Below are 21,243 nucleotides of genomic sequence, written 5' to 3' on the forward strand. Positions count from 1 at the left end.
TTCCTGAGGTATCGCTCACCGTGCTCGCATCCGGAGCTGTACCTGTGGCAGTAGCCGTATTGGTCACATTACCTGTATTAAGGTCTGATTGTGTAATAGTATAAGCAGCCGTAGCCGTGCCCGTGTCACCAGGGGCCAGAACTGCTGGGGTAACCGCCAGGTTCACGCTGCCTGTAAGGGCATCGTTTACCACCACGCCGCTCAGGCTTACATTACCTGTATTGCTAACCGTAAAAGTATAAGTGATCTGATCGCCAACAGCGCCCGTGCCACCAACTGCGGCTGTTTTCACAACAGCAATGCTTGGAACCATTACAAATACTGTAGCGGTAGCTGTATCACAGTTTCCAGGATTCAGATTTTCACAAATTCTGTATGTAACTACATATGTACCTGCAGATGTTCCAGGTGCTACGGTAATAGTACCATTTGCATTTAGGGTTAGTCCTGTTGGAACATCAACAGGAGTTAAAGTAACAGCAGACGGTATTAAAATAACCCCGTTAAGAGTGTCATTGGCAAGAACGGAAGTGGTTGTTCCTCCACCGATTCCGTTAACAGGTGTTGTGGTATAATCATCTGCTACAGCATCGATGACTGGAGCAGTTACTGTTATATTAACAGTTGCATCATCGCAATTGGTTGGTCTGATAATTTCGCAGATTCGATATACTAAAGTATAACTACCCGAAGGTGTTCCTGGAGCAACATTTACTGTGGTTCCCGACAATGTAATTCCAGCGTTAGTAGAACTCACAAAAGTAGTGGTGACATTTGAACCTACCACAGCTACGTTATTTAAGGTGTCATTTGTCAGTACATTAACCAAGGAAGTCCCTCCAGTAAATCCATTTACCGAATTTCCAGCGTCGTCATTGGCTACAATTGGCGGTACCGTTGGGACGGTGACCAAAACGGTATCGCTGCAACCATTGCTATTTGTCCAAATAAAACCATATATTCCATCAGTGTGAAAATCGGAAATTTGAGTCGTCGGGCTATTTGGACTTACGATGTTTACTGGTGGTACAGATACAGGGTTACCTACTTGTGCTGTCCATACCCCAGTTCCTGTTGCGGCCATCGTGATAGGAACATTTTGATCAGTGGATGTGTCAGGTCCAGCAAAAGCCGTAGATAAGTTTACCGTAGCTGGTGAACTTACCGTTCCTGCTGCATCTATTTCATTGAAAGTAAAGGACGCAGAATAAAAATTTGGATTAAAATCCAAAGTCAACAAACTTGGATTGTAATTTAGAATTATCTGTCCAGTAGTTACAATTATACCATTGTAATACAATACTCCGTCAACTGCTGCTGGTAAGGTCACGATTGTTATACTGTTGGTATTGCTGATACCGGTATAAATCCCATCCTGTGTATCGGAACCCGTTAGAGTAGGCACAATTATCTGCCCTCCCGAATCTACCAAACAGGCTATTAATGGGTTGGCCACAGGTGGGGTATTTATACCAAAGTTGGCATTGGCTACACTGGCGCTGCTCAGGACAATCCCTGTTAAAATACCATTTACTGTTCCGTCATTTCCAGCGGTTAATCCAAGGTTTTCTCCTGTATTTACCCAGCCTGTTGGCAGGGATGCTGCCGGTGCAACTGCACCAATAGTTCCCGTTGTCGTACTTAACACAATACTATAAGTATTGGCCGCAAGTGATACAAAACTATAGGTTCCGTTTGCGGCTACTGTAGCATTTGCTACAACATTGCCTGCACTATTAACCAATATTGCCGTTAGGCCCCCTGCATTGGTACCAACACCATTTACAGTGTTAGACGGTGTACCTATTAAGCCATTGCTATCTGTAAATACAGTTCCGCTCAGCGATAGAATCGAGCTGTAATCTTCTATCTCGCCATTTTCGAATATATCGTTAAAAGCCGTAAATACTACGGGGATATCCGCCACTATAAGCCTTGACCTGTATAAGGTTGCTGCTCCTGTTGGCGGTAGTACGGTAATGGGTGCCGTTGAGCCGGCAATACCACTTCCGCTGTAAAAAGCAGGGTTTCCGTTCAAGTCTACATCATCTACAAAGTCACCGTTGTTGTTCCAATCGTACCACACCCCGTAATATACTATTGTGCCGGGGGTGTTACTGCTTAAATTTATAGTGAAAGGTCCACTGGTACTGGTTGGTGAGATAAGTCCGTCATCAAAAATATCTGCCGTGGCACTTGCATTTTTCAGTGCAGTTGATTCTGTACTTATACCCTCACCTGCCCATACTGCTCCATTGGAACCTGATGGCACGCCAGCTACAACGCAGCTTTTTACTTTTGCCTGTGCTACCGACCATGGTGTATCGGAGTCGCTGTAATCGTAACTGTCTATACTTGTTACAGTAAAACTGGCAATAGAGCTACAGCCTCCGTTAGAACCCGTTACGGTATAAGTGCCCGGAGTGGTAACATTTATAGTTGGGGTATTAGTTGCTCCGGTACTCCAATTATAGGTAAGGGCGGGTGCTGCACCTGCCGCGTAAAAAAGTCTCGCTGCCGGTATTACCTGTTTAGCAATCGAAGGCCCTGCATAAGAAACTGTCAGCGCATCCGCGCTTGTTGGTGCAACAAAATAATTGACTTCAATAGCATGGTTACCAACAGATAATGCAATTGGGCTTGAAGTCACTTCGGTAGCTGCATGTCCACCGTCATTGCTTACCACAAGGGAACCATCTATGTATAAATTGCTGCCGTCTACACTATTGGTATAAAAAGTATAGCTTCCCACAGTGACAATATTGATAAAACCATAGTACTTCACCCCATAACCGCTTGAGGACGCCGTGATGCCTGTAAGGCCTAAAAGGTTTATCTGTGCAGCCACGCCGTTATTAGTTGGTTGTTCATTATAAAAGCCTTTGGATACCTGAGTAAAATCAGAACTGGCGAAAAGTGAAAGTGCATTATAGGGCTGAAAGGTTTCATAGTTAATGCCCTGCGTGAATCCGGTAACGCTAAGGGTAATAGGACTGCTGGTGCAGCTGAGCTTGTTGTTGCCTGCTATGGTAAAGCTGGCAACCACTGATGGACTAACCGCTATAGTGGTGCTGGTGCTAATTGTACATCCGTATTTATCCGTATAAGTACACGTATAAGTACCTGCATTTGCAGCGGTAACACTTGTAATCTCAAAATTAGCCTGGGTACTGGTAAAACCGTTAGGCCCTGTCCAGCTTATGCTGGCAGGAACCGCTTCCGCAGGTGTCGGCGCAGAAGTAAATTGTAAAGTGGAGCCTACACAAGGAGCTGAAGGTGTCGGGGTAACCGTTATACTCTTTACCGGAAAATCCACAATCACATTCTCGGTAAAAGGACAGTTATTTTCATCTGTAACAGTCAGTACATATGTGCCAATATTAGTTGGAGTAAGACTTGTTATAACCGGATTGGCCACTGTACTGGTAAATCCATTAGGGCCTGTCCAGCTGTAACTTGTAATAATTGTATTAAACGCAATAGCACCACTGTTCAAGACAATAGGATCAGAACCGCAAACATTTGTAGCTTTAGGAAATAATACCACATTACCAAAATCAGAGAAATTACTGTAATCACCACCACCACCACCAGCAGATGAATATAAATTTTGATAAAAATAGAATTTACCTGCCGTATTTTCAATCTTTACGACCTGTCCCTGCGCGAAAACACCGGTTACAGTTTTCCTGCAGTATTTCCAACCGGGAATTCCCGGAATGGGTACGAAATCAGTTGCTGTAACTATCGAAGAATTTCCGTTAAGCAAGAAATTACCAACAATAGCATCTGGAGCCACAAAACTAAAAACAGCATTGGATGCAGTAGTGGCATATTGAAAAGCTATCAACTGAGTACCTTTACAGTCGGCAATTGGCGTGAGTATACCTCCTCCTAATTCGTCGCTATAACCGCCCATTTTATATACCATAATAGGTTTGTCGGCTTTAATACTGGCTGCTATAACACCTACTGGTAATAAATGCTGGACAAAAGTTCCTTTATTAACGACCTGTGTAGTGGTCGTTGTACCATCAAATATAGTTACGGTAGTCCCATTTTCAGAACCAAAAATATAAGCGCGTTCGCCACTATTATTCAAATTGGCTCTTATGTGTGCATACTCTAAACCTAATTTGCTGACTGGCACTAATTGGTCCCCGGCATTGTCTGCAGCCGTACCAAAACCTAATAAGTCATCGCTATAAGTAACCACCACCGGATTATTACTTGTCACTAAACTGCCCCCTAAATGATTACCTGTTGTAAGGACTGCATCTGCTGAATAACTCTGCCCTTTATTCAGGGTTATGTTAAAAGGGACGTTGGCGCCGTGACCTACGATAGCCTGTGAAGGTGTTATGGTTACTTGGGTACCATCCTGAGTAGCTGTAACTACGAAAAGTGCTCTTGCATTGGGATAGGATCCACCGTTATTAAAAGTATTCTGTCCCGGAATTATAAAAGACGTACCAAGGGCGTTGGGACCACGCAGTGGCATTGTTCCGTAATTATTACCTTGTTCATTAGCATAATAAGCTCCCATTTGCCCGCTTACACGTATTCTGAGTCCGCGATTTAAAATAACATTTGCAGGTTCTACAGTAATATTATTTATAAAAGATGTGAGATCAATAATATCTGAACCTTGAGGTGCTACCGTTCCAATTATAGGTGCAAACCCAGAGTCAGCCGGCATATCAATAATATACGTCGCATATTGAGTCTCAGATGCACCAGTAAAATGCAACTTTTGAGGGATTCTGTAGCCAACAGCCCAACGAGGCACCCCAAACCAAAATTCAAAATCAGTTGGAGGCAAAACCCAGGTACCTACGCTTAAAGTAAAATAATCCCCATCGTTAAGGCTTACACCTGTAAATTCAATCATGTCATTATACGGTCCTATAAGGGTTCCACCAGTAATAGGAACAGCTGAGGCAAAACTGTTAGTGTTATTTTTTAGTAAAGCTACTGTAGCCAAATTTGGGTTAGCCATTAGTTCCGGTATGTCACCTACAAACATTCTCAGAGTAACCGTACCTGGATTAGACGATTTACTTACACGCCAAATCCTTTGCAGTCGCTGACCATATCCTGCCGGAGCATCTGTAGAACGTAAAGCAAGGCTCAATCCGTTATCACCTGTTATAAAATATTCTCCATTATTAAGCACTGCAGGACTTTCAACAGTCAATACAGCGCCGTTATTAACACTTTTTGAACTTACTTGATTAAGTCCCGCTCCATCGTCTTTAGCGATCCCAACTACGTCTTTCACATAACCGCTATGGGAAGTCGCTGATGGATATAACACTGTTCCGGTACTGTTAACATAATTTGACGCAAGGGTTTGATCTAATGTTATACCATATTTAAGGGCGAGGTAGCTTTGAATTTGATTATTTTGTGCTGCATTTAATGGGCCTGTATAAACAATTACTTCAGCTATGTCATCATTTACCATATTATTACCGAGAGTCATATTGCTTGCAGCTCCAGTAAAACTAGTCATGGTCGCACCTGACGCGTTAATTTTTCCATTTACAACTATTGCATTTTTAATTCCCGGATAAGTTTGCCCAAGGATCGTGCTAGCAGTGAAACTGTAAAGATTAGGCTGTGTATTATTAGGAATATTGGCAAAAGGAATTGTAACATCAGGTGTTTTTGGTCTCCAATACACTGTATTACTAAAAGGCATGTAGACTCCTAATTCCCCACCAGATATTGGTTGTTGTAACAAGGAAGTATTGCCTGATGAATTATTTATCCGTACAACCGAATATATATTGATATCGCTAATACTACCAACTCCGGTAATACCTCCCGTTTTATTCATTACATCTGCTGTAAATTTTATTGCAGGATTATTGTTAATGGAATTATTAACTAATACCGGTTGTGAAGCTGTTGTCGGCTGCAAAAAATTCATGCCGCCACCGCTTTGGTCGTTCCATGTAGTGACATTTGTACCACTAGTGGTTACCCCGGTACTGGCTTTGAGCCAAAGTTTAAGATTAGTGTTTATACCCCCTGGGGCTTGCGCATATAATCTCTGTGGAGATATTAAAATTACTGAAAAAACAATGACAAAAAAAAAGTATTTGTTTCCCATAGAATAAGTAATTAATTAAAAAAATGAACATTTATAATTTGAGCATAGCTTTAAGGGGCATTTGCCAATTATTATATCTAATTTATGAATTAAGACATAAGAAAATCATTTCAAAAATCATCACTTTGGGTAGAGTGAAAATAAACACTTGTTAATTATTTACTAAATCACTAAGGTTTAACAATATAAATATAGCAATCTTTTATAGGAATTAACATAATTAAATAATAAATATTTATACATTTTGCAAAAAGCCACAAAATTAGGATACTTATCTAAAATTAAAAATATTTTTTTTAACAGATAATTAACATTTTTGTTAATTATTTGCTATTATAAATTCAAAACAATGACATATCATTAGCTCCAGTATAATAGCCTTAAAAATTTAGAAAATTATCAATAACCATGCTTTCTCAAATTTTATAGTTTTTCTTCAATCTGAAAATTCGACTAACCTACGTTTTTCAGAAGTATTTTGGCAATATTTTTTATTCTTTTGTTTTTTTTAATAGAATATCTTTGGTTTTTGGTTTTATGCACTTGTTACAATTTTGGAAGGATCTATAATATTAAAAATTGCAGTGGATAACTTTTTTGCCCCAAAAGGTTAAGGCGATTTTTAACGCTATGCACCAGTCTAAAGTTTTGTGGCAGAATCGTGGCACATTGCATTTGGAGTGGATATCTTTTTTGCCACAAAAAGTTAAGGCGGTTTTAAACATATTCCACAAGTCTAAGTTTTGTGGCAGAATCATGGCACAAGAGTTTTTGAAAAATAGAAATTCAATGTTGATAAGCACTGCATAATTTGTGTTAGAATCTGCAGCAATCCAAAAGACGAAATATAAATAGAGCTTTTGTGTTAAAGTTGTTTTTTAAAGTTCGGTTCACAAGTATCTCCAATGTATGCAAATTCAATCTAAACTGTAAACTCTGAAAACGAAAAAGCTTTAAAATGTCAATCCTTCAAATGATATTTTTTATAAATTTGCTTCAACCACTGCATTAATATGTTCTTAAAAAAAGATGTTATTACGGTTTAACAAAATTCCACATTCTACTAAAAAAAGGATAAGGTTTGTTTGTTTTTGTTTCGTTATATTTTGTTCAGATTCGTATCTTTATTGTACCTCGACATCTGTCAACCCCCAGTAATACTGGACTGTTAATTTCTGTATTGGAAATTAAATTACTAGTAGATTTAATGACTGAATTCCGAAATACAGTTTAAGTCACCACTTCGTTAATTTTTAGATTTAGAAAGTCTTCAACCCTACCAAACAGCAACAGTCCTTAAAATATAAAACCCTATGAAACAACCAATTAAACAACAATAAGTATTATAAAATTTAGTGTTTTATATTTTGTGGCAGAATCGTGACACATGGGTATTTTGAAAACTAGAAACCCAGCAAAATCAATACCTAAGAAGTTTAGGTTCGAAATTGTATTACGCTGTTTTTATTTTAGTTATTTTATTTTGCTAACAGGTTCGAGTCCCGTTCCCGCTACTAAGAGAAAAAAGCTTCAGAGAAATCTGGAGCTTTTTTATTTTAATCTATTTATAAATTCAAGAAATTAAAATATTTCATTTCTATGATATAAAAGTGAATCATTTCTTAATTAGGTAAGGAAATTTTCAGAGTTAATTTAAATTCGTTCCGGAAATCCAGACAAAAACCTCTAAAATATTAGCTGCCTATTTAACTTTGATTTACTTAACACTAATAAACATTGCGATTTTCCAAGGAATAATTTTAGGCTTAATTATTTTAAGATCGCCATTATTCACTAGTTCATCAAATAAATATTTAGCTTACGCGATATTTACTCTTTCAATACTTTTATTAAATCTTGTGCTTGATATGAGCGGAGCACACCGGTCAGTATCTTTCCTACGCCTTCTTGACGACGTTGAATGGGCATTTCTCCTCCCAGTTTTTCTTTTTCTTTTTATTTTACGTCGTGTTGAGCATACTATAAAAAATAATACAAAAAGGATATTGCTGTTTATTCCCTTTGGCTATTCAGTTATCCTTAATATAACTCATGACCTTGATGTTGTTTTGGGGCTTTTTAAGATTTCAAATTTTGGAAATAGAATAATTGATATACTTGACCAGATTGAATATCTTTTTGTCTTCACATTCATTCCTATGCAGCTGCTCTATTAATATAAGTTTATAAAATATTCAAAAAAAATATCAGAAAAAAGATGGCTAAAGGCCTTGTGGTTGATCTTTTCTGCTCTATTATTTTCTTGGGTTACCACTATATTTATTGGATTATTTTTTCAATATGATACTTCATACTTTTTGAAAATTCTGGCATTATTTGGAACATTCTTAATTCATTGGACGATTCTGTCGCATCTGTCAAAATCAAATATAAGAATTTAAGTAATTTAGAAATTAAACTGCCAATTTACAGAATGATTTAAACATAGTTACCCCTGGACTAACCATCTGATTCTTCCTGAGCATGTGGACAACTTCAATCCCGCTCAATGTTCGTCTGGCTGATTCAAAGCTTTTAAAGCCTAATCCGTTTTGGATGCGCCACTTGATAAAACGATGATCCTGTTCTATAATATTGTTGAGATACTTACATTGCCGGATTTTAATCTTTGAGAACGAACACTTGTTATAGACTTTGATTGCTGCAGTATTAGAACCACTTTTATCAATGTTTATTACGCTTGGTCGGCAATTATTACTAATTGCCTTAATTAGAAAAGACTGAGCGCTCATTCTCTGTCTTTTTCTGGTCAAAAGAAAGTCTACTGTATTGCCTAATTTATCTACTGCCCTATATAAATAACACCATATACCTTTTACTTTTATATAGGTTTCATCCAATCTCCAACTTGCCCCCTACTCTCACCTTTCTATTCTTCATCTCTGACTCAATGAAAGGTGTGAACTTGTAAACCCAGCGTTGGATCGTGGCATGATCAACATAAACTCCTCGAATTTTCATGATCTCTTCAACATCCCGATAGCTTAATGTAAACCTAAGCTTAAAATATACTGCTTGCAGTATAATAGATTTCGGATAGCAATGGCCTTTCGTATTCATGACTTTTAGAATTTAAAAAAGGCAAAGATAGAACTTAGCTCTAAATGCGACAGAACCATCAATTTTCTGCATACACCGTAGTGTATTACCTTTTTTGAGAGGACTGTGAAAATCCGCCATGATTATGTTTAAAGGATAGGTTCTGTATGATACTGGCTCTGAAAATTTATAGGAATTATATAACAAAAAAACTGTATTTTTACAGAATTTTAATTTATCATAAAAAATTCATTAAACTATTAAGATATGTTAAATCAAATTAACACTCATTACTATAATTCTTTTACTGATAAAGGAGAAAGAATTAGACCATATGAAGAATGGACAAAAGAAGAATTGTATCAGGAAGCAATTAAGCTTGATATTCCGGGACGCTCTTACATGAATAAAAGAAGCCTTGTTCGTTCCTTGAAAGCGAAAGCAATTGTACAATAATCAAGCATCTTTATTTTTCGAATAACGAAATTATAAATCTCTAGATTCTCCATCCAAGATTTACAAATTGATTTTTAACTTATGGCAGGGAATTACAACAAGTATGTTTTTAGAATATTAACAAGTTAATAATAGTCCGTCGGTTTTGTTATAAAACCTTCAGCTTCCATTTTCTTTAACAGCAGAAAAAAAAGAGAACTGATTATGGAGCTTAATTAATTAAATATCTCAGAAGATTTACAGCCTAAGTATGGCAGTGGATTTTTGGAGTGGATACCTTTTTTGCCACAAAAAATTAAGGCGGTTTTAAAGATATTTCACATGTCCATATTTTGTGGCAAAATCGTGGCAAATAGTATTTTTGTTAACTAGAAAACCAGCAAAATCAAGACCTACCCACTTTAGGTTCGAATATATTAAAAACATTAATGTCTATCTAATTTAGAAATACTAGTTTTAATAATTTATAAGACAAAGGAGACCGATCATTAACTCAAAGCATTTACTATAGCAACAAATTCAATAATTAAAATGAATGCAAAACTTGACACGCATCAGCCCAAAACGATAAGATATCTCTAAGAACCGATTTTTTTTAAAAAAATACTCTGAAATTACCACTTTTAGTTTGTGGCAAAATTGCCTCCCATGGTGTTTTTGAAAACTGGAAACTCACAAATGCTAAGGCCTGCTGCAGTCAGGTTCAAATATATTAAACCAGCTTTAAGATGCAGGTAAAGCGAGATGATACCAATTTCAACTCAGATGTCAGGGAAAATATTTAAATAATAATCAAATCTTCGTATCTTTATTCAAAGCTATTATGTTATTATTTAAACTATTATATCTTGAAAAAATCATCCGTTTATTTTGATAGGATACTGAGTAAACTTGCCCAAAGTTACCCCGGGACCTGCGCATTAGAAGAGCTGGCAGCACTTGTAATCCCCCCTTATAATGTTCAGAAAAAATTTAGAGAAAATATTTCTGCCCAAAGGGAAAACCAGGCAAAAGTATTAGATGCTCTCATCCTGCTGGATGATCAGGGGTATATCGTTCTGAATCCGGCTACAGATGAAAGTTTCATAACCATAAAAGGCCTGATCAAAATAAATAATACTGTATTGTGCAATTAACTTTTTTAAAAAATTCTTGATAAAATGGGAACTGAATAAGGCATTTCTTTTTGTAAAAATAAAAACTGAGTAATGATATGGCCTGCCGAATCAAGATTCGACTATATTAAAAAGCACCTCCATAGTACTTTTACTTTATATCTCACCCAGAAAACTGCCCCTTGATCGTATAAAATGAATCAAGAAGCACCTTAGATAAGCTTTTCCAAAGAATAAATTCCTTAAATCGGCTATTTTATGTAATTGGGTGACACACAATTCTGCCAGTATTCCACTATGTTTTTTATCATGGTTGTCATTTTATTAAAATCAGACGGCTTGACAAAAAATCCCTGAACCGATTTGGAATAAGCATCGATGACATGCTGCTGTTCGGCAACGGTCGAGAAAAACAAATATGGAATTGATTTCATTCTCAAATCTTCATTTTCATGAACTTTTGCGCGAAGCTCTATTCCATTGAGCCTTGGCATATTAATATCAGAGAATATAATAAAAGGCTCGATAGTGGTCTGGGTCAGGTATTCAAGCGCCTGCTCCCCGTCACCGAAAAAAATAATTTCATTGGGATACTGAAGCTTTTTAAAAACCTCTCCCAATACTTCCTGATCATCCTGGTCGTCTTCTATAATTATGATCGGCCCGCTTTTATTCATAAGTTTAATAATAAATGTTGATGGCAAGGTATATAAATAAAACCATACTTTGAAGTTCTTCATCTCAAAGATACCATTGGTACTGCTCTATATTCAATAAAACATAAACAGCCCCGCAGCTATAAAAACTGCAAAAAAGAGAATAATTTAAAAATAATGTCATTTTTCATCAATATCTGCTTACAATTCTACATGGTCAAATCTTACAAGACTTTAGCAGAAATCTCACTCAAAAAAAAGGAAAAAAAAATTTAAAAAATAGGCCGATTTAATAAATTCGCAAACTAAATTTTGGAAATATGAATATGAGAATTATAGGTTCCGGAAGTTATATTCCCGAAATCAAAATCTCTAATAAATACTTTGAGAACCACTGTTTTCTAGATGAAAATGGCAACTCTTTGAATTATTCCAGAGAACGCATTATCGAGAAATTTTCTGCTATTACAGGAATTGAAGAGCGCCGTTATGCGCCGGACCATTATGTTACATCAGATTTGGCTTTTCTAGCTGCCCAAAGGGCTATTGATGACGCTGGAATTGATGGGGAGAGTATTGACTATATTATAGTGTCGCATAATTTTGGGGATGTGCGTTATAATACCATACAGTCCGATATCCTGCCCAGCTTAGCGTCACGGGTCAAAAATAAGTTAAACATTAAAAATCCTGCATGTATCGCCTTGGATATCATTTTTGGATGCCCGGGCTGGATTCAGGGTATAATTCATGCCAATGCTTACATGCAGGCAGCAATAGCCAAACGATGTCTGGTTATCGGCGCCGAATGCCTTTCGCGTGTTGTAGACCCGCACGACAGAGATTCAATGATATACGCAGATGGCGCCGGAGCGACAATTGTCGAATTATCAAACACGGATAAAGGTTTACTTTCTCATCACAGTGCCAGTTTTACCCATGAGCAAGCGGGCTATCTCTACTTTGGCAGCTCCTTTGACCCTGCCCAAAATCAGGATATAAGATACATCAAGATGCATGGAAGAAAAATATATGAGTTTGCATTAAAGCAGGTGCCTGAGGCAATGAAAAGCTGCATTGAAAAAGCAGGAATTGAGATCGATCAGATCAAAAAAATATTGATACATCAGGCCAATGAGAAGATGGATGAAGCAATCGTTAACAGATTTTATAAGCTATATGGAAAAATACCACCCAAAGATGTTATGCCAATGATTATTAAGTTTCTTGGAAACAGCAGTGTTGCAACAATCCCTACCTTGTACGATTTAATTTCCAAAGGGGAACTTCCCTTGCATGAAATAAAAAACGGAGATATCATTTTGTTTGCTTCTGTTGGTGCAGGTATGAATATTAATACCTTTGTTTACAAAGTTTAGGCAATTTCATATTCCCTGGAAATAATGTACCCAATACAAATAATAAAGGCACCTTATTAGAGGTGCCTTTATAAGCTAACTGTGATAGTATGGTTATGCTACGACTACGTTTACTGCGTTTGGACCTTTACGGCCTTCTTCCACGTCATAACGTACTTCATCGTTTTCACGAATGTTTTCTGATAGACCTGAAGCATGAACAAAAACTTCGGCTCCTCCGTTATTAGGAGTTATGAATCCGAATCCTTTTTCTTCATTGAAAAATTTTACTGTACCTTCTTGCATTTTATAATATATTTAATGGCACAAAGGTAGCTTTATTAAATTAGAACTGACTGAATTTGAGTTTTTTATTTTTTTTATATTTGATAGGACTGTGCGCCGGGGTTTACTTTATTAATCTATCCTGCTCATTCTATGATGCAACAAGGACTTGTTTGAAATCGAGGCATAATTATTACAATAAATAAATAAATCATTCTTACTAAATTTTAATTATACACCAAGGACAATAAAAATTCTATATTAGAATAATGAAATATTCAGTTAAAATATTGTAACTGAAAAAGTTAGATTCTATAATACATTCGCTAAAATAAAACCCGCCACTAATGTATGATAATCTATTGCTTTTGAAGGACATTGTGGATAATACCCCTTTGCCTACCGCTGTTTACACCGGAGAGGAATTAAAAATAGAATTAGCCAACCCCGCTATGGTACAGGCCTGGGGCAAAGGCAGTCAGGTAATTGGAAAAAACTATCTGGATGTCCTGCCTGAAATTCAAAACCAGCCGTTTTTTCAGCAGGCATTAGGCGTACTTAAATCCGGAACTGCTTTCCACGCAAAAGACAAACAGGTCGATTTAATGATTGACGGGGTTTTAAGAACCTACTATTATAATTATAGCTTTATCCCTCTTTTTGATCAGCAGGGAAAAATCTATGCGGTTATGAATACAGGCTCTGACGTCACTGACCTGCATCTGGCAAAACAACAGACCCGAAGTGCCGAAGAAAGGCTTAGAATGGCTATTGAATCCTCGGGAATGGGTACCTATGAAATAGATCTTGCCACAAAGAAAATCAAGACTTCAGGAAATTTCAATGCGATCTGGTCCATCGACAGGGAAATTGCCGATGAAGGGCTGATAGCCAAACTCCATCCCGAGGATCAGGCCCTGCGCGAGAAAGCATATCAGGAATCCCTACTTACCGGAAAAATGTCATATCAGGCCCGAATTATAAACGATGACGGATCAATTAAATGGGTGAAGATAAACGGAAAGATTGTTAAGGATGAAAAAGGAAATCCCATGACTATTATTGGAATCATAGAGGATATTCACGAGCAGAAACAATTTGAAGAGGAATTAAAAAAACAGGTCGCCGAAAGTACACAGGAGCTTCGCAGATCCAATGATGATCTGTTGCATTTTGCTAATGTTGTCAGCCATGACCTGAAAGAACCTATTAGAAAAATCAAAACTTTCAATAGTCTTTTAATAAATGAATATAAAACTGGTTTTAATGAAAACTCTAAAAAATTCATCCAAAAGATCGAACAGTCCGCGCAAAGAATGCAGAACATCATAGAGGGAATTCTCGCGTACTCCACCCTGGATAAAAAAACACAGCCTATTGAAAAGATAAATCTTGATGAAGTAGTGGAAAGTATCAAAACAGATCTAGAACTCATCATAAAGGAAAAGGGGGCTATACTGATCACAAGCCAGCTTCCCGATATAGAAGGGGCGCCTATACTGATCCAGCAGCTTTTCTACAACCTGATCCATAATGCCTTAAAATTCTCAAAAGCAGACGAGCCCCCGAGGGTTATTATATCATTTGCTGGGGTAAATAATCAGGGCATTGACCTTGTTCAAATAACAATTAAGGACAATGGGATTGGACTGGATGTTATTCATGCAGAGAAGATCTTTAATGCCTTTGAAAGACTACATTCCAAAGACCAGTACGAAGGTAACGGGCTTGGTCTGGCACTTTGCAGAAAAATAGCCAAAAGACATGGCGGTAACATTACTGCCACGGGTGAAAAAGATAATGGAGCAGAATTCATTGTTAGCTTGCCTTTAAGACAAAATACAGCAACGATATAACGCTAATTCCCCACCAAGCTTTTCAGGTCGCTCATCATTAACCTTTGTACGATTTGTTCTATAAAAACTTATGGAATTTAAACGAATTTGCTAAAAGCGCTCTTAAATTCAAAAGTTAATCCAATTTACTACAATTAATAAATATCGAACAAATTTCTGTCACAATAAATATCACATAAAAAAAACATACTTAAAAAAATAAAATCATGCAAGAAATCTGGATCGCTTTATCCATTACAGGGATTGTAATATTAGTAATGATAGTCTTTATATTCAGAGAGAATGCAAAGACCAGAAAAGCATACCAAAAGGATTTAGATAGATATTCAGACCCTCATCAGAAAGAATTTGAAATAAATGACATAGAATAATTATGAAATGTACTTTATAATTGGCAAGTTATATTTTCTTAAAAAGATAAGTCACCAAAGCAAGAGCGCCGCCTAAAAAAAACAAGAAATTAAAGATAGAAATGTTTGTATTCCAAATTAAAATATGGAATTAAAAATACCAAATCAATGATTAAAAAAATAACAAATGCAGTATAGGCAAGGGTTTAGACGATTAAGTTTGAATCCTGCTCTCCTCATAGCTAGTAAATGCATAACACAAAAATTTTCTGATTATATTAAAGCCGTTTAAAAACTCTTATATACTTACCAAATTTTGATTTGAACAATCTCCAGATTATTAGATAATTTTATTAAAAACTAACTCGTTTTGTTGAGGCATATTTGGACTTTACTAAACAGCAATCCCTTAGCAATATCGTAAATGACCACAAAAATATTATTATTGCCAAAACATTTTCCAAAATATATGGTTTGGCTGGAGCACGGATTGGGTATGCAATTGCGAACAAAACAATAATTGATAATTTGGCAAATTTGCAATCCAATACTAATAATAGCGTTAGTGTATTATCAAAACTTGCTGCTATAGCTTCGTTGAAAGATGATAAATTTGTTTCAAATTGCTACTTGCTAAATGAAAATGTAAGACAATATACTATCAGCGAACTCAAAAAATTAAATTGTGAGTGCATTTCTTCTAATACAAATTTTATCTGTTTTTCACTTGCAAAATACAACAAGGACTATTTCAAGCAATTACAAAACAATAATATTCAAGGGGGAAGAATATATGAAGAGCAAGGTAAATGGACAAGGATTACAGTGGGCAAAATGGGCGAAATGAAAAAATTTATTAAAGCAATACAATAAAAAACTGCCACCAACAGCGGGTTGCGCAATGGCTGTTTTTATTTTCCTTAGCCGGAAAATACTCAGCCGGAAATTTACATATCTTTACAACAAAGCGGTAAGTTGCCGCAACTGCGTGAAGCCGCGGAACGAACGTTAGCGGTGATTTGCCAGACAACTATACAAGAATGAACTTATCTGAACTAATTCTAGAAAGAAAAATTTTCGACATAAAAATTGGCGAAAGCATAAATGAATCTCAGTATTTAGAAATCATAACAGAAGAAGATGGTGACATACCTGGCACATTGGACTATTATATCCACGATTTTTTCTTTGAGATCATAGTAGCTAATGAAGTGGTTGTGGGAATTCAATTTGACTTTTCATATGAAAGTGAAAAATCAAATTTCTTCAGTGTTGGAGAAATGGAAATTGTATTAAATGAAAAGACAAACTTGGAAGAATTTATAAATTACTTAAAAAAGACTGACATAAAATTTGAAACTATCGAGTCAAAATTTGAATCTTAAAAAGTTGTGCTGAAAAAATCAAATGCGAGTTTTTATTTTGATGACGAGACTCAAAAGCTATTCCAATTGAGTCTTTTTTAATGCAACTACATCGGGCTGTTAATAAAAAACTAGAAAAATTTATTTCTGATCTCTACTTTCAAATTGAATACAGGACACGAAATATAAAATCCTCCATCAACCGTTTTTAATGTGGTAAAATCAAAAGGAACATAAACGCCTGCGGATTCACTATTATTTGCCAACAAATAAACTTCATTTGTTCGGGCATCCTTATAAATTCGCAACAAGTGATATTTGCCATTAAAATAATTAAACGTTGAGCTTACTTTTATGTACATTCCGTTAACTGAAACGTATCGGACATAGGAAATTCCCTGTTTTCACTTATATCCTGGCGTATTGTATTTTCATTATATATATATTTTGGATATACTAAAAGAAAAAGGGCAAATAGTAATATTTACCCTTTAAAAACCAAAAAAAACTGGAAGTTGGTTGTCTGGTTCTTTTTTAAAGATGTGTTTGTTTTTGTAGATGGCTTATAAACTAGAATGATTCATCTTTTTTGTAAATATAAACAACACACCATCAAATATATAGAAAAAATTATTGGCTTTTAAGGTTAGTTTATACTGTTTTATATTAAAGGAACTTTCGTCAGTATTTGAATCTAGAACCACCTAGTTTATATCATTAAGCAATATCAATGTTTTTAATACCCTTGCTTGGTTTCTTCTTTCATCTGACAAATAAAAGCAAGGTGTAACAGCATTCGTCAATTCAACTAAAGTATAACTCTTATTATAATTTTGTGTGGGGATTTTAAGTATCTCAACAAGAATATTAAAAGATGTATTCATAAAGAAATTTTAAACTAAGATAAAAAGAACTAATCTGCATCTTGCTTTAATTTTGGCAAATACAAAACCATTTTTTCATTAAGCCAATTGCCCAAATCAATTCTAGCAAGTGCTGGCAGGTGTTAATTTTTCAGTCTATCAAAGTTTCCTTTATAATAACTATACTTTTCTTCATATGTTTTTTTGTCCAATTTTAATTTTTGAATTTCTAGCACTTTTAATGCATTTTCATATGATTTTTTTGCTCCTTTGATGTCACTTATCTTTTCAAGAAATTCTCCTTGACTATCGAAAAGATTAGGTTCATTTGGAAATTTTAAAATTGCCCATTGAATAATTTTGATTGCTTCATTTGGTTTTTCATTCCAAAAGCAAGTATATGCTAATTGATTTATATAATCAGAATCTAGTTTTAATAATTTCTTAGTTTCTAATTCGTCATTATAGCTAATTATATTTTCCGCTGTTAGATATTTATAATTAAAAAATTCTTTTAAACCGTAAAATGCTCCAATCGGGAAAACTGTTCTATGATTTTCTGTTTGTGAGTAATCTCTATTGATGAATTTTATTTTTTTACTGAAATTATTGTTTTCAAATAATGGAATGATTTTATTTCTTGCTTTTGCCCAATTTTCATCTTCATTTGAATTACACATAAACACAAATTTATTCTCTTTCAATAATTCAGGATTGAATTTTTGAAATTCTTCAACAAATTGCTCTTTATCATATTCATAGTTTGGTGATATTAAAAGATAAGAATTGAAGATTTCTGGACTTTTCAAAAAACAATGTGATAGAAAACTAGCTCCATTTGAATGTGCAATTCCAACTCGATAAGGGAAAGTCCTGTATTTATTGTCAATAAATTTCACAACTTCATTTTGAAAAAAATCCAAAAATTTGTCTGCATTTCCTAAATATCCACCATATTTTTTTGAGGTTTCTTCATTAATTGGTTTTGGTAAAAAATCAGAATTTCTATTCTGCTTTTTCTCTTCTGAAAAATTAGATACAATTCCAATTACAATTACAGGAATTCCATTATTTACAAATTGTATAGTAGAATGAACTAAATCAAAATATTGTCTCGCTTGCGAATCGAATACATAAACTACTTCATATTTCTTTTCAGGTTGAGTTGAATATTGTTCGGGTAAATAAATATATAATTTTCTTTTTTCGTCAAAAACTTTAGATTGTATTGATAAAGTATCAATTGTTTGACCAAAACAAATTTTTGTAATTGATAATACTAATAATAAAATTATTTGCTTCATATTCGATTCTTTTTCTTTTAATACCTGCCAACGTCAGTCTGTGAAAAAACTAAAATCACCCTCATGAGAATCCCTATTTGAGATTTCTCTTTGGACCTCACTGAATACTTTCTAAATTTGAAGAGGTTTTTTACAGTCTGACGTTCTCGCGCTTCTAGAGGTTTGTATGTTATGAACGAGTATTTTCGGCTAAGCGAAAATACGATAAAAAACGGTAATTCCACTACATTTGCAAATGGCTAGAACCGTGCGTTGACAGTTGTTATTTTCATTTTAATTGGAATCTAAAACTCATATCTGAATTTACATTTTTTCCTCTTATTTGTGCAGGCTTACTTTAAAGTCAGGATTTCACAAGGAAGGCTAAAATGATTTAACAAGAGTGAAGTATTGCTTTACAAGGCTCACGCCGACAAATACTTTATAACAGGAGATCCAGAGACACAACCCCACTACCCTGTTTCCGTTATTCTAATTTCCTGATGTTGCATCGGGAAATTTCATTTGCAAGAATGAAATTTCAGGCATCGCTATAATAGTTATAATAAGCCGCTGGGGCGATTCGCCGGAAAGAAAATGGTGGAGTGGATACCTTTTTTGCCACAAAAACTTAAGGCGGTTTTTAGAAATATTAAAGAAAGGTCGGAGTTAGATAATTTATAAGAAGAGTAATTCTGAAATAAATCAACACTATATAACCTTGAAAACACGCAGAAAACCAGAAAAAGGTGGCCCTTGGAATTTAAAATCTGTGCGGTCACAATCAGCAACCAGTACAAAAGTGTACTCCGTGTAGCACAGGAGCTTGAGATTAGCAAACATAGTCTACAGCATTGGAAGAAACTTTATAAGGAATCAGCGTTGAATTCAATGATCCTTTTGGCAATAGATTAGGGATAACAGACTATATTAAAATTTCTCAGAAAAAAATAAAACGACGTTTATTTATGACCATTATAATACTAACCCTCGAGCATTTCTATGAAATCAAGCATATTAAGCTTAATAAGTTCCCAATGTTTTCCCCTTAAACACAAGGGTTCAAAATCATCATCAGCCTGTGAAAAGTCAGTAAATTTTTCTATAAGAAGTTCCCTATCGTGCGTGTAAGGATATCTTTTTTCGTGAAGAGCAAACATCTCATTAATTGTAAAATCTTCCTTAAGCATGTCAATATCCCAAAAATCTTTTTTCCGACCGGTTCGCTGAATAACATCGAGCTTCATAGCGGTTATTTCTGCTTTACTCGCCAATCTGAGTCCATTGAATTTCTGTATCTCATCTATAAATGGATCCGTGTAGTAAAGATCAAGTTTAACGCTTTCCTCAACACTCCTGCCGACATAATATGATTTACCCATACCAACTGGAGAAATATCCATACTATCCACATAAAAATAATGGGCCTTAAGATAATTATCCATAGTATTGAAATCCAAACTTCCATAATCAGCATCACTAAACAAATCGATATCTACCGACATCCTGTGCCCATCATAAAGACTAAGTGCAGTTCCACCTACAAGACGAAAAGCTTCAAATTCCCGAGCCTGCATAAGGTCTTCCAAAATAGTTTTAAGCAACGGGGTAACTGTATTAAAATGTAAAGGCATATTAATTTTGGTTTAGAATCGCATTAACAGTCTGAGAACCGTAAAAACGCCTGATTTCATTTTTCTCATCTTCATTTCCACGCTCAAAAATTCTTTTAACAACTGCTTTTTTTTGTTTTTGCCAGTCTATTTTATTGATATCTGTATCCCAAAACAAGATTTTTCTGAGAAGACTTACATCCGGTTTATCATTTTTGCTATCCTGTCTTGTTTTCTTTTTCTCCTGCTCGATATCATAATATACCTGCAATATCATAAAATAACCTTCCTCCATGGCAAGCATCTTTTCTATTTTCATCGACAATGATGTGTTCATTCTACGCTTACCTTTAGTAATTGCCGTGAGGGTTTGCGGAAATTCTCCAACCGCAATCGCAAACTGCCCTTTTCCTAATCTGCGCTTTTGAAGTTCACGCTCCAGAACAAATCCAGGATGTATTCCTTTTATGATATCAAATGAAGTTTTCATAATACAAAAATAAACAATTTTGTTTACACAAAAACATTAAAAATGCAAAGTTTAAATTCTATTTCGTAGATAGATTGCAAAAGCCCTTCATCATTGGCCTTACAACATAGATGTCTTAGTATGCTGCTCTACAAAAAGACAGCGTTATATCTCAATAAATGATTTAGAAATGATAGTCTTTATATTCAGAGAGAATGCAAAGACCAGAAAAGCATACCAAAAGGATTTAGATAGATATTCATACCCTCATGAGAAAGAATTTGAAATAAATGACATAGAATAATTATGAAATGTACTTTATAATTGGCAAGTTATATTTTCTTAAAAAGATAAGTCACCAAAGCAAGAGCGCCGCCTAAAAAACAAGAAATTAAAG

The 21,243-nt window shown here is 35.3% G+C and carries 16 protein-coding genes and 1 pseudogene; 9 read left to right on the forward strand and 8 right to left on the reverse strand.

What is annotated here, in order from left to right:
- Positions 1–6,118 (reverse strand): PA14 domain-containing protein (locus tag EAH81_RS21600; RefSeq protein ID WP_140511088.1); only part of this gene is annotated, 6,118 nt, incomplete at its 3' end.
- 1,868 nt (positions 6,119–7,986) lie between these two features.
- On the opposite strand from EAH81_RS21600, the gene EAH81_RS27530 reads away from it, so the two are divergent.
- Entirely contained in the window at positions 7,987–8,295 is a 309-nt protein-coding gene (locus EAH81_RS27530) for a hypothetical protein (protein WP_206669099.1), read from the forward strand.
- 237 nt (positions 8,296–8,532) lie between these two features.
- On the opposite strand, the gene EAH81_RS21605 is transcribed toward EAH81_RS27530, so the two are convergent.
- Positions 8,533–9,199 (reverse strand): IS6 family transposase gene (locus tag EAH81_RS21605; RefSeq protein WP_410501116.1). Its coding sequence is split into 2 segments (ribosomal slippage): positions 8,533–8,994 and positions 8,996–9,199, totalling 666 coding nucleotides; the frame shifts between segments, so codons are not numbered across the junction.
- 246 nt (positions 9,200–9,445) lie between these two features.
- On the opposite strand from EAH81_RS21605, the gene EAH81_RS21610 reads away from it, so the two are divergent.
- A complete protein-coding gene (locus EAH81_RS21610; protein WP_140511089.1) occupies positions 9,446–9,634 on the forward strand; it encodes a hypothetical protein in 189 nt (62 codons plus the stop codon).
- 848 nt (positions 9,635–10,482) lie between these two features.
- Positions 10,483–10,770 (forward strand): hypothetical protein, encoded by a 288-nt coding sequence (locus EAH81_RS21615; protein WP_140511090.1) that lies wholly within the window; start codon positions 10,483–10,485, stop codon positions 10,768–10,770.
- A 230-nt stretch (positions 10,771–11,000) separates the two neighbouring features.
- Here the strand turns inward: EAH81_RS21615 and EAH81_RS21620 are convergent, their stop codons facing one another.
- Positions 11,001–11,426: a response regulator gene (locus EAH81_RS21620; RefSeq protein WP_140511091.1), complete on the reverse strand. Its 426-nt coding sequence runs from the start codon at positions 11,424–11,426 to the stop codon at positions 11,001–11,003.
- Between the two features lie 299 nt (positions 11,427–11,725).
- Here EAH81_RS21620 and EAH81_RS21625 point away from each other — a divergent pair, with 299 nt between their 5' ends.
- The gene (locus tag EAH81_RS21625) at positions 11,726–12,784 is read left to right on the forward strand and encodes a 3-oxoacyl-ACP synthase III family protein (protein ID WP_140511092.1); all 1,059 of its coding nucleotides are present in this window, start codon (positions 11,726–11,728) and stop codon (positions 12,782–12,784) included.
- Positions 12,785–12,877: 93 nt separating this feature from the next.
- On the opposite strand, the gene EAH81_RS21630 is transcribed toward EAH81_RS21625, so the two are convergent.
- Positions 12,878–13,069, reverse strand: coding sequence for a cold-shock protein (locus tag EAH81_RS21630; RefSeq protein ID WP_140511093.1), 192 nt, complete (start codon positions 13,067–13,069; stop codon positions 12,878–12,880).
- Between the two features lie 326 nt (positions 13,070–13,395).
- On the opposite strand from EAH81_RS21630, the gene EAH81_RS21635 reads away from it, so the two are divergent.
- The 4 genes from EAH81_RS21635 to EAH81_RS21645 all read left to right on the forward strand — a co-directional run bounded on the left by EAH81_RS21635 (position 13,396) and on the right by EAH81_RS21645 (position 16,639).
- On the forward strand, positions 13,396–14,904 hold the full coding sequence (locus EAH81_RS21635; protein WP_140511094.1) for an ATP-binding protein: 1,509 nt from the start codon (positions 13,396–13,398) through the stop codon (positions 14,902–14,904).
- 206 nt (positions 14,905–15,110) lie between these two features.
- Complete coding sequence (locus tag EAH81_RS27535) at positions 15,111–15,275, forward strand: hypothetical protein (RefSeq protein ID WP_161595840.1); 165 nt, start codon at positions 15,111–15,113, stop codon at positions 15,273–15,275.
- A 363-nt stretch (positions 15,276–15,638) separates the two neighbouring features.
- Complete coding sequence (locus tag EAH81_RS21640) at positions 15,639–16,127, forward strand: aminotransferase class I/II-fold pyridoxal phosphate-dependent enzyme (protein ID WP_140511095.1); 489 nt, start codon at positions 15,639–15,641, stop codon at positions 16,125–16,127.
- Positions 16,128–16,294: 167 nt separating this feature from the next.
- Entirely contained in the window at positions 16,295–16,639 is a 345-nt protein-coding gene (locus EAH81_RS21645) for a hypothetical protein (RefSeq protein WP_140511096.1), read from the forward strand.
- A 110-nt stretch (positions 16,640–16,749) separates the two neighbouring features.
- On the opposite strand, the gene EAH81_RS21650 is transcribed toward EAH81_RS21645, so the two are convergent.
- Both EAH81_RS21650 and EAH81_RS21655 read right to left on the reverse strand, forming a co-directional pair.
- On the reverse strand, positions 16,750–16,980 hold the full coding sequence (locus tag EAH81_RS21650; RefSeq protein ID WP_140511097.1) for a hypothetical protein: 231 nt from the start codon (positions 16,978–16,980) through the stop codon (positions 16,750–16,752).
- A gap of 644 nt (positions 16,981–17,624) precedes the next feature.
- Entirely contained in the window at positions 17,625–18,785 is a 1,161-nt protein-coding gene (locus EAH81_RS21655; protein WP_140511098.1) for an alpha/beta hydrolase-fold protein, read from the reverse strand.
- A 726-nt stretch (positions 18,786–19,511) separates the two neighbouring features.
- Between EAH81_RS21655 and EAH81_RS28150 the strand changes: the two are divergent.
- Positions 19,512–19,679: pseudogene (locus EAH81_RS28150) on the forward strand (transposase); the annotation flags it as partial.
- A 68-nt stretch (positions 19,680–19,747) separates the two neighbouring features.
- Here the strand turns inward: EAH81_RS28150 and EAH81_RS21665 are convergent.
- Together EAH81_RS21665 and EAH81_RS21670 are read right to left on the reverse strand one after the other, a co-directional pair.
- On the reverse strand, positions 19,748–20,398 hold the full coding sequence (locus tag EAH81_RS21665) for a nucleotidyl transferase AbiEii/AbiGii toxin family protein (RefSeq protein WP_140511100.1): 651 nt from the start codon (positions 20,396–20,398) through the stop codon (positions 19,748–19,750).
- 1 nt (position 20,399) lies between these two features.
- Positions 20,400–20,867: a transcriptional regulator gene (locus tag EAH81_RS21670; protein WP_140511101.1), complete on the reverse strand. Its 468-nt coding sequence runs from the start codon at positions 20,865–20,867 to the stop codon at positions 20,400–20,402.
- Positions 20,868–21,243: the final 376 nt, after the last annotated feature.

It is taken from the genome of Flavobacterium pectinovorum (assembly GCF_006438875.1).
Taxonomy (GTDB): domain Bacteria; phylum Bacteroidota; class Bacteroidia; order Flavobacteriales; family Flavobacteriaceae; genus Flavobacterium; species Flavobacterium pectinovorum_A.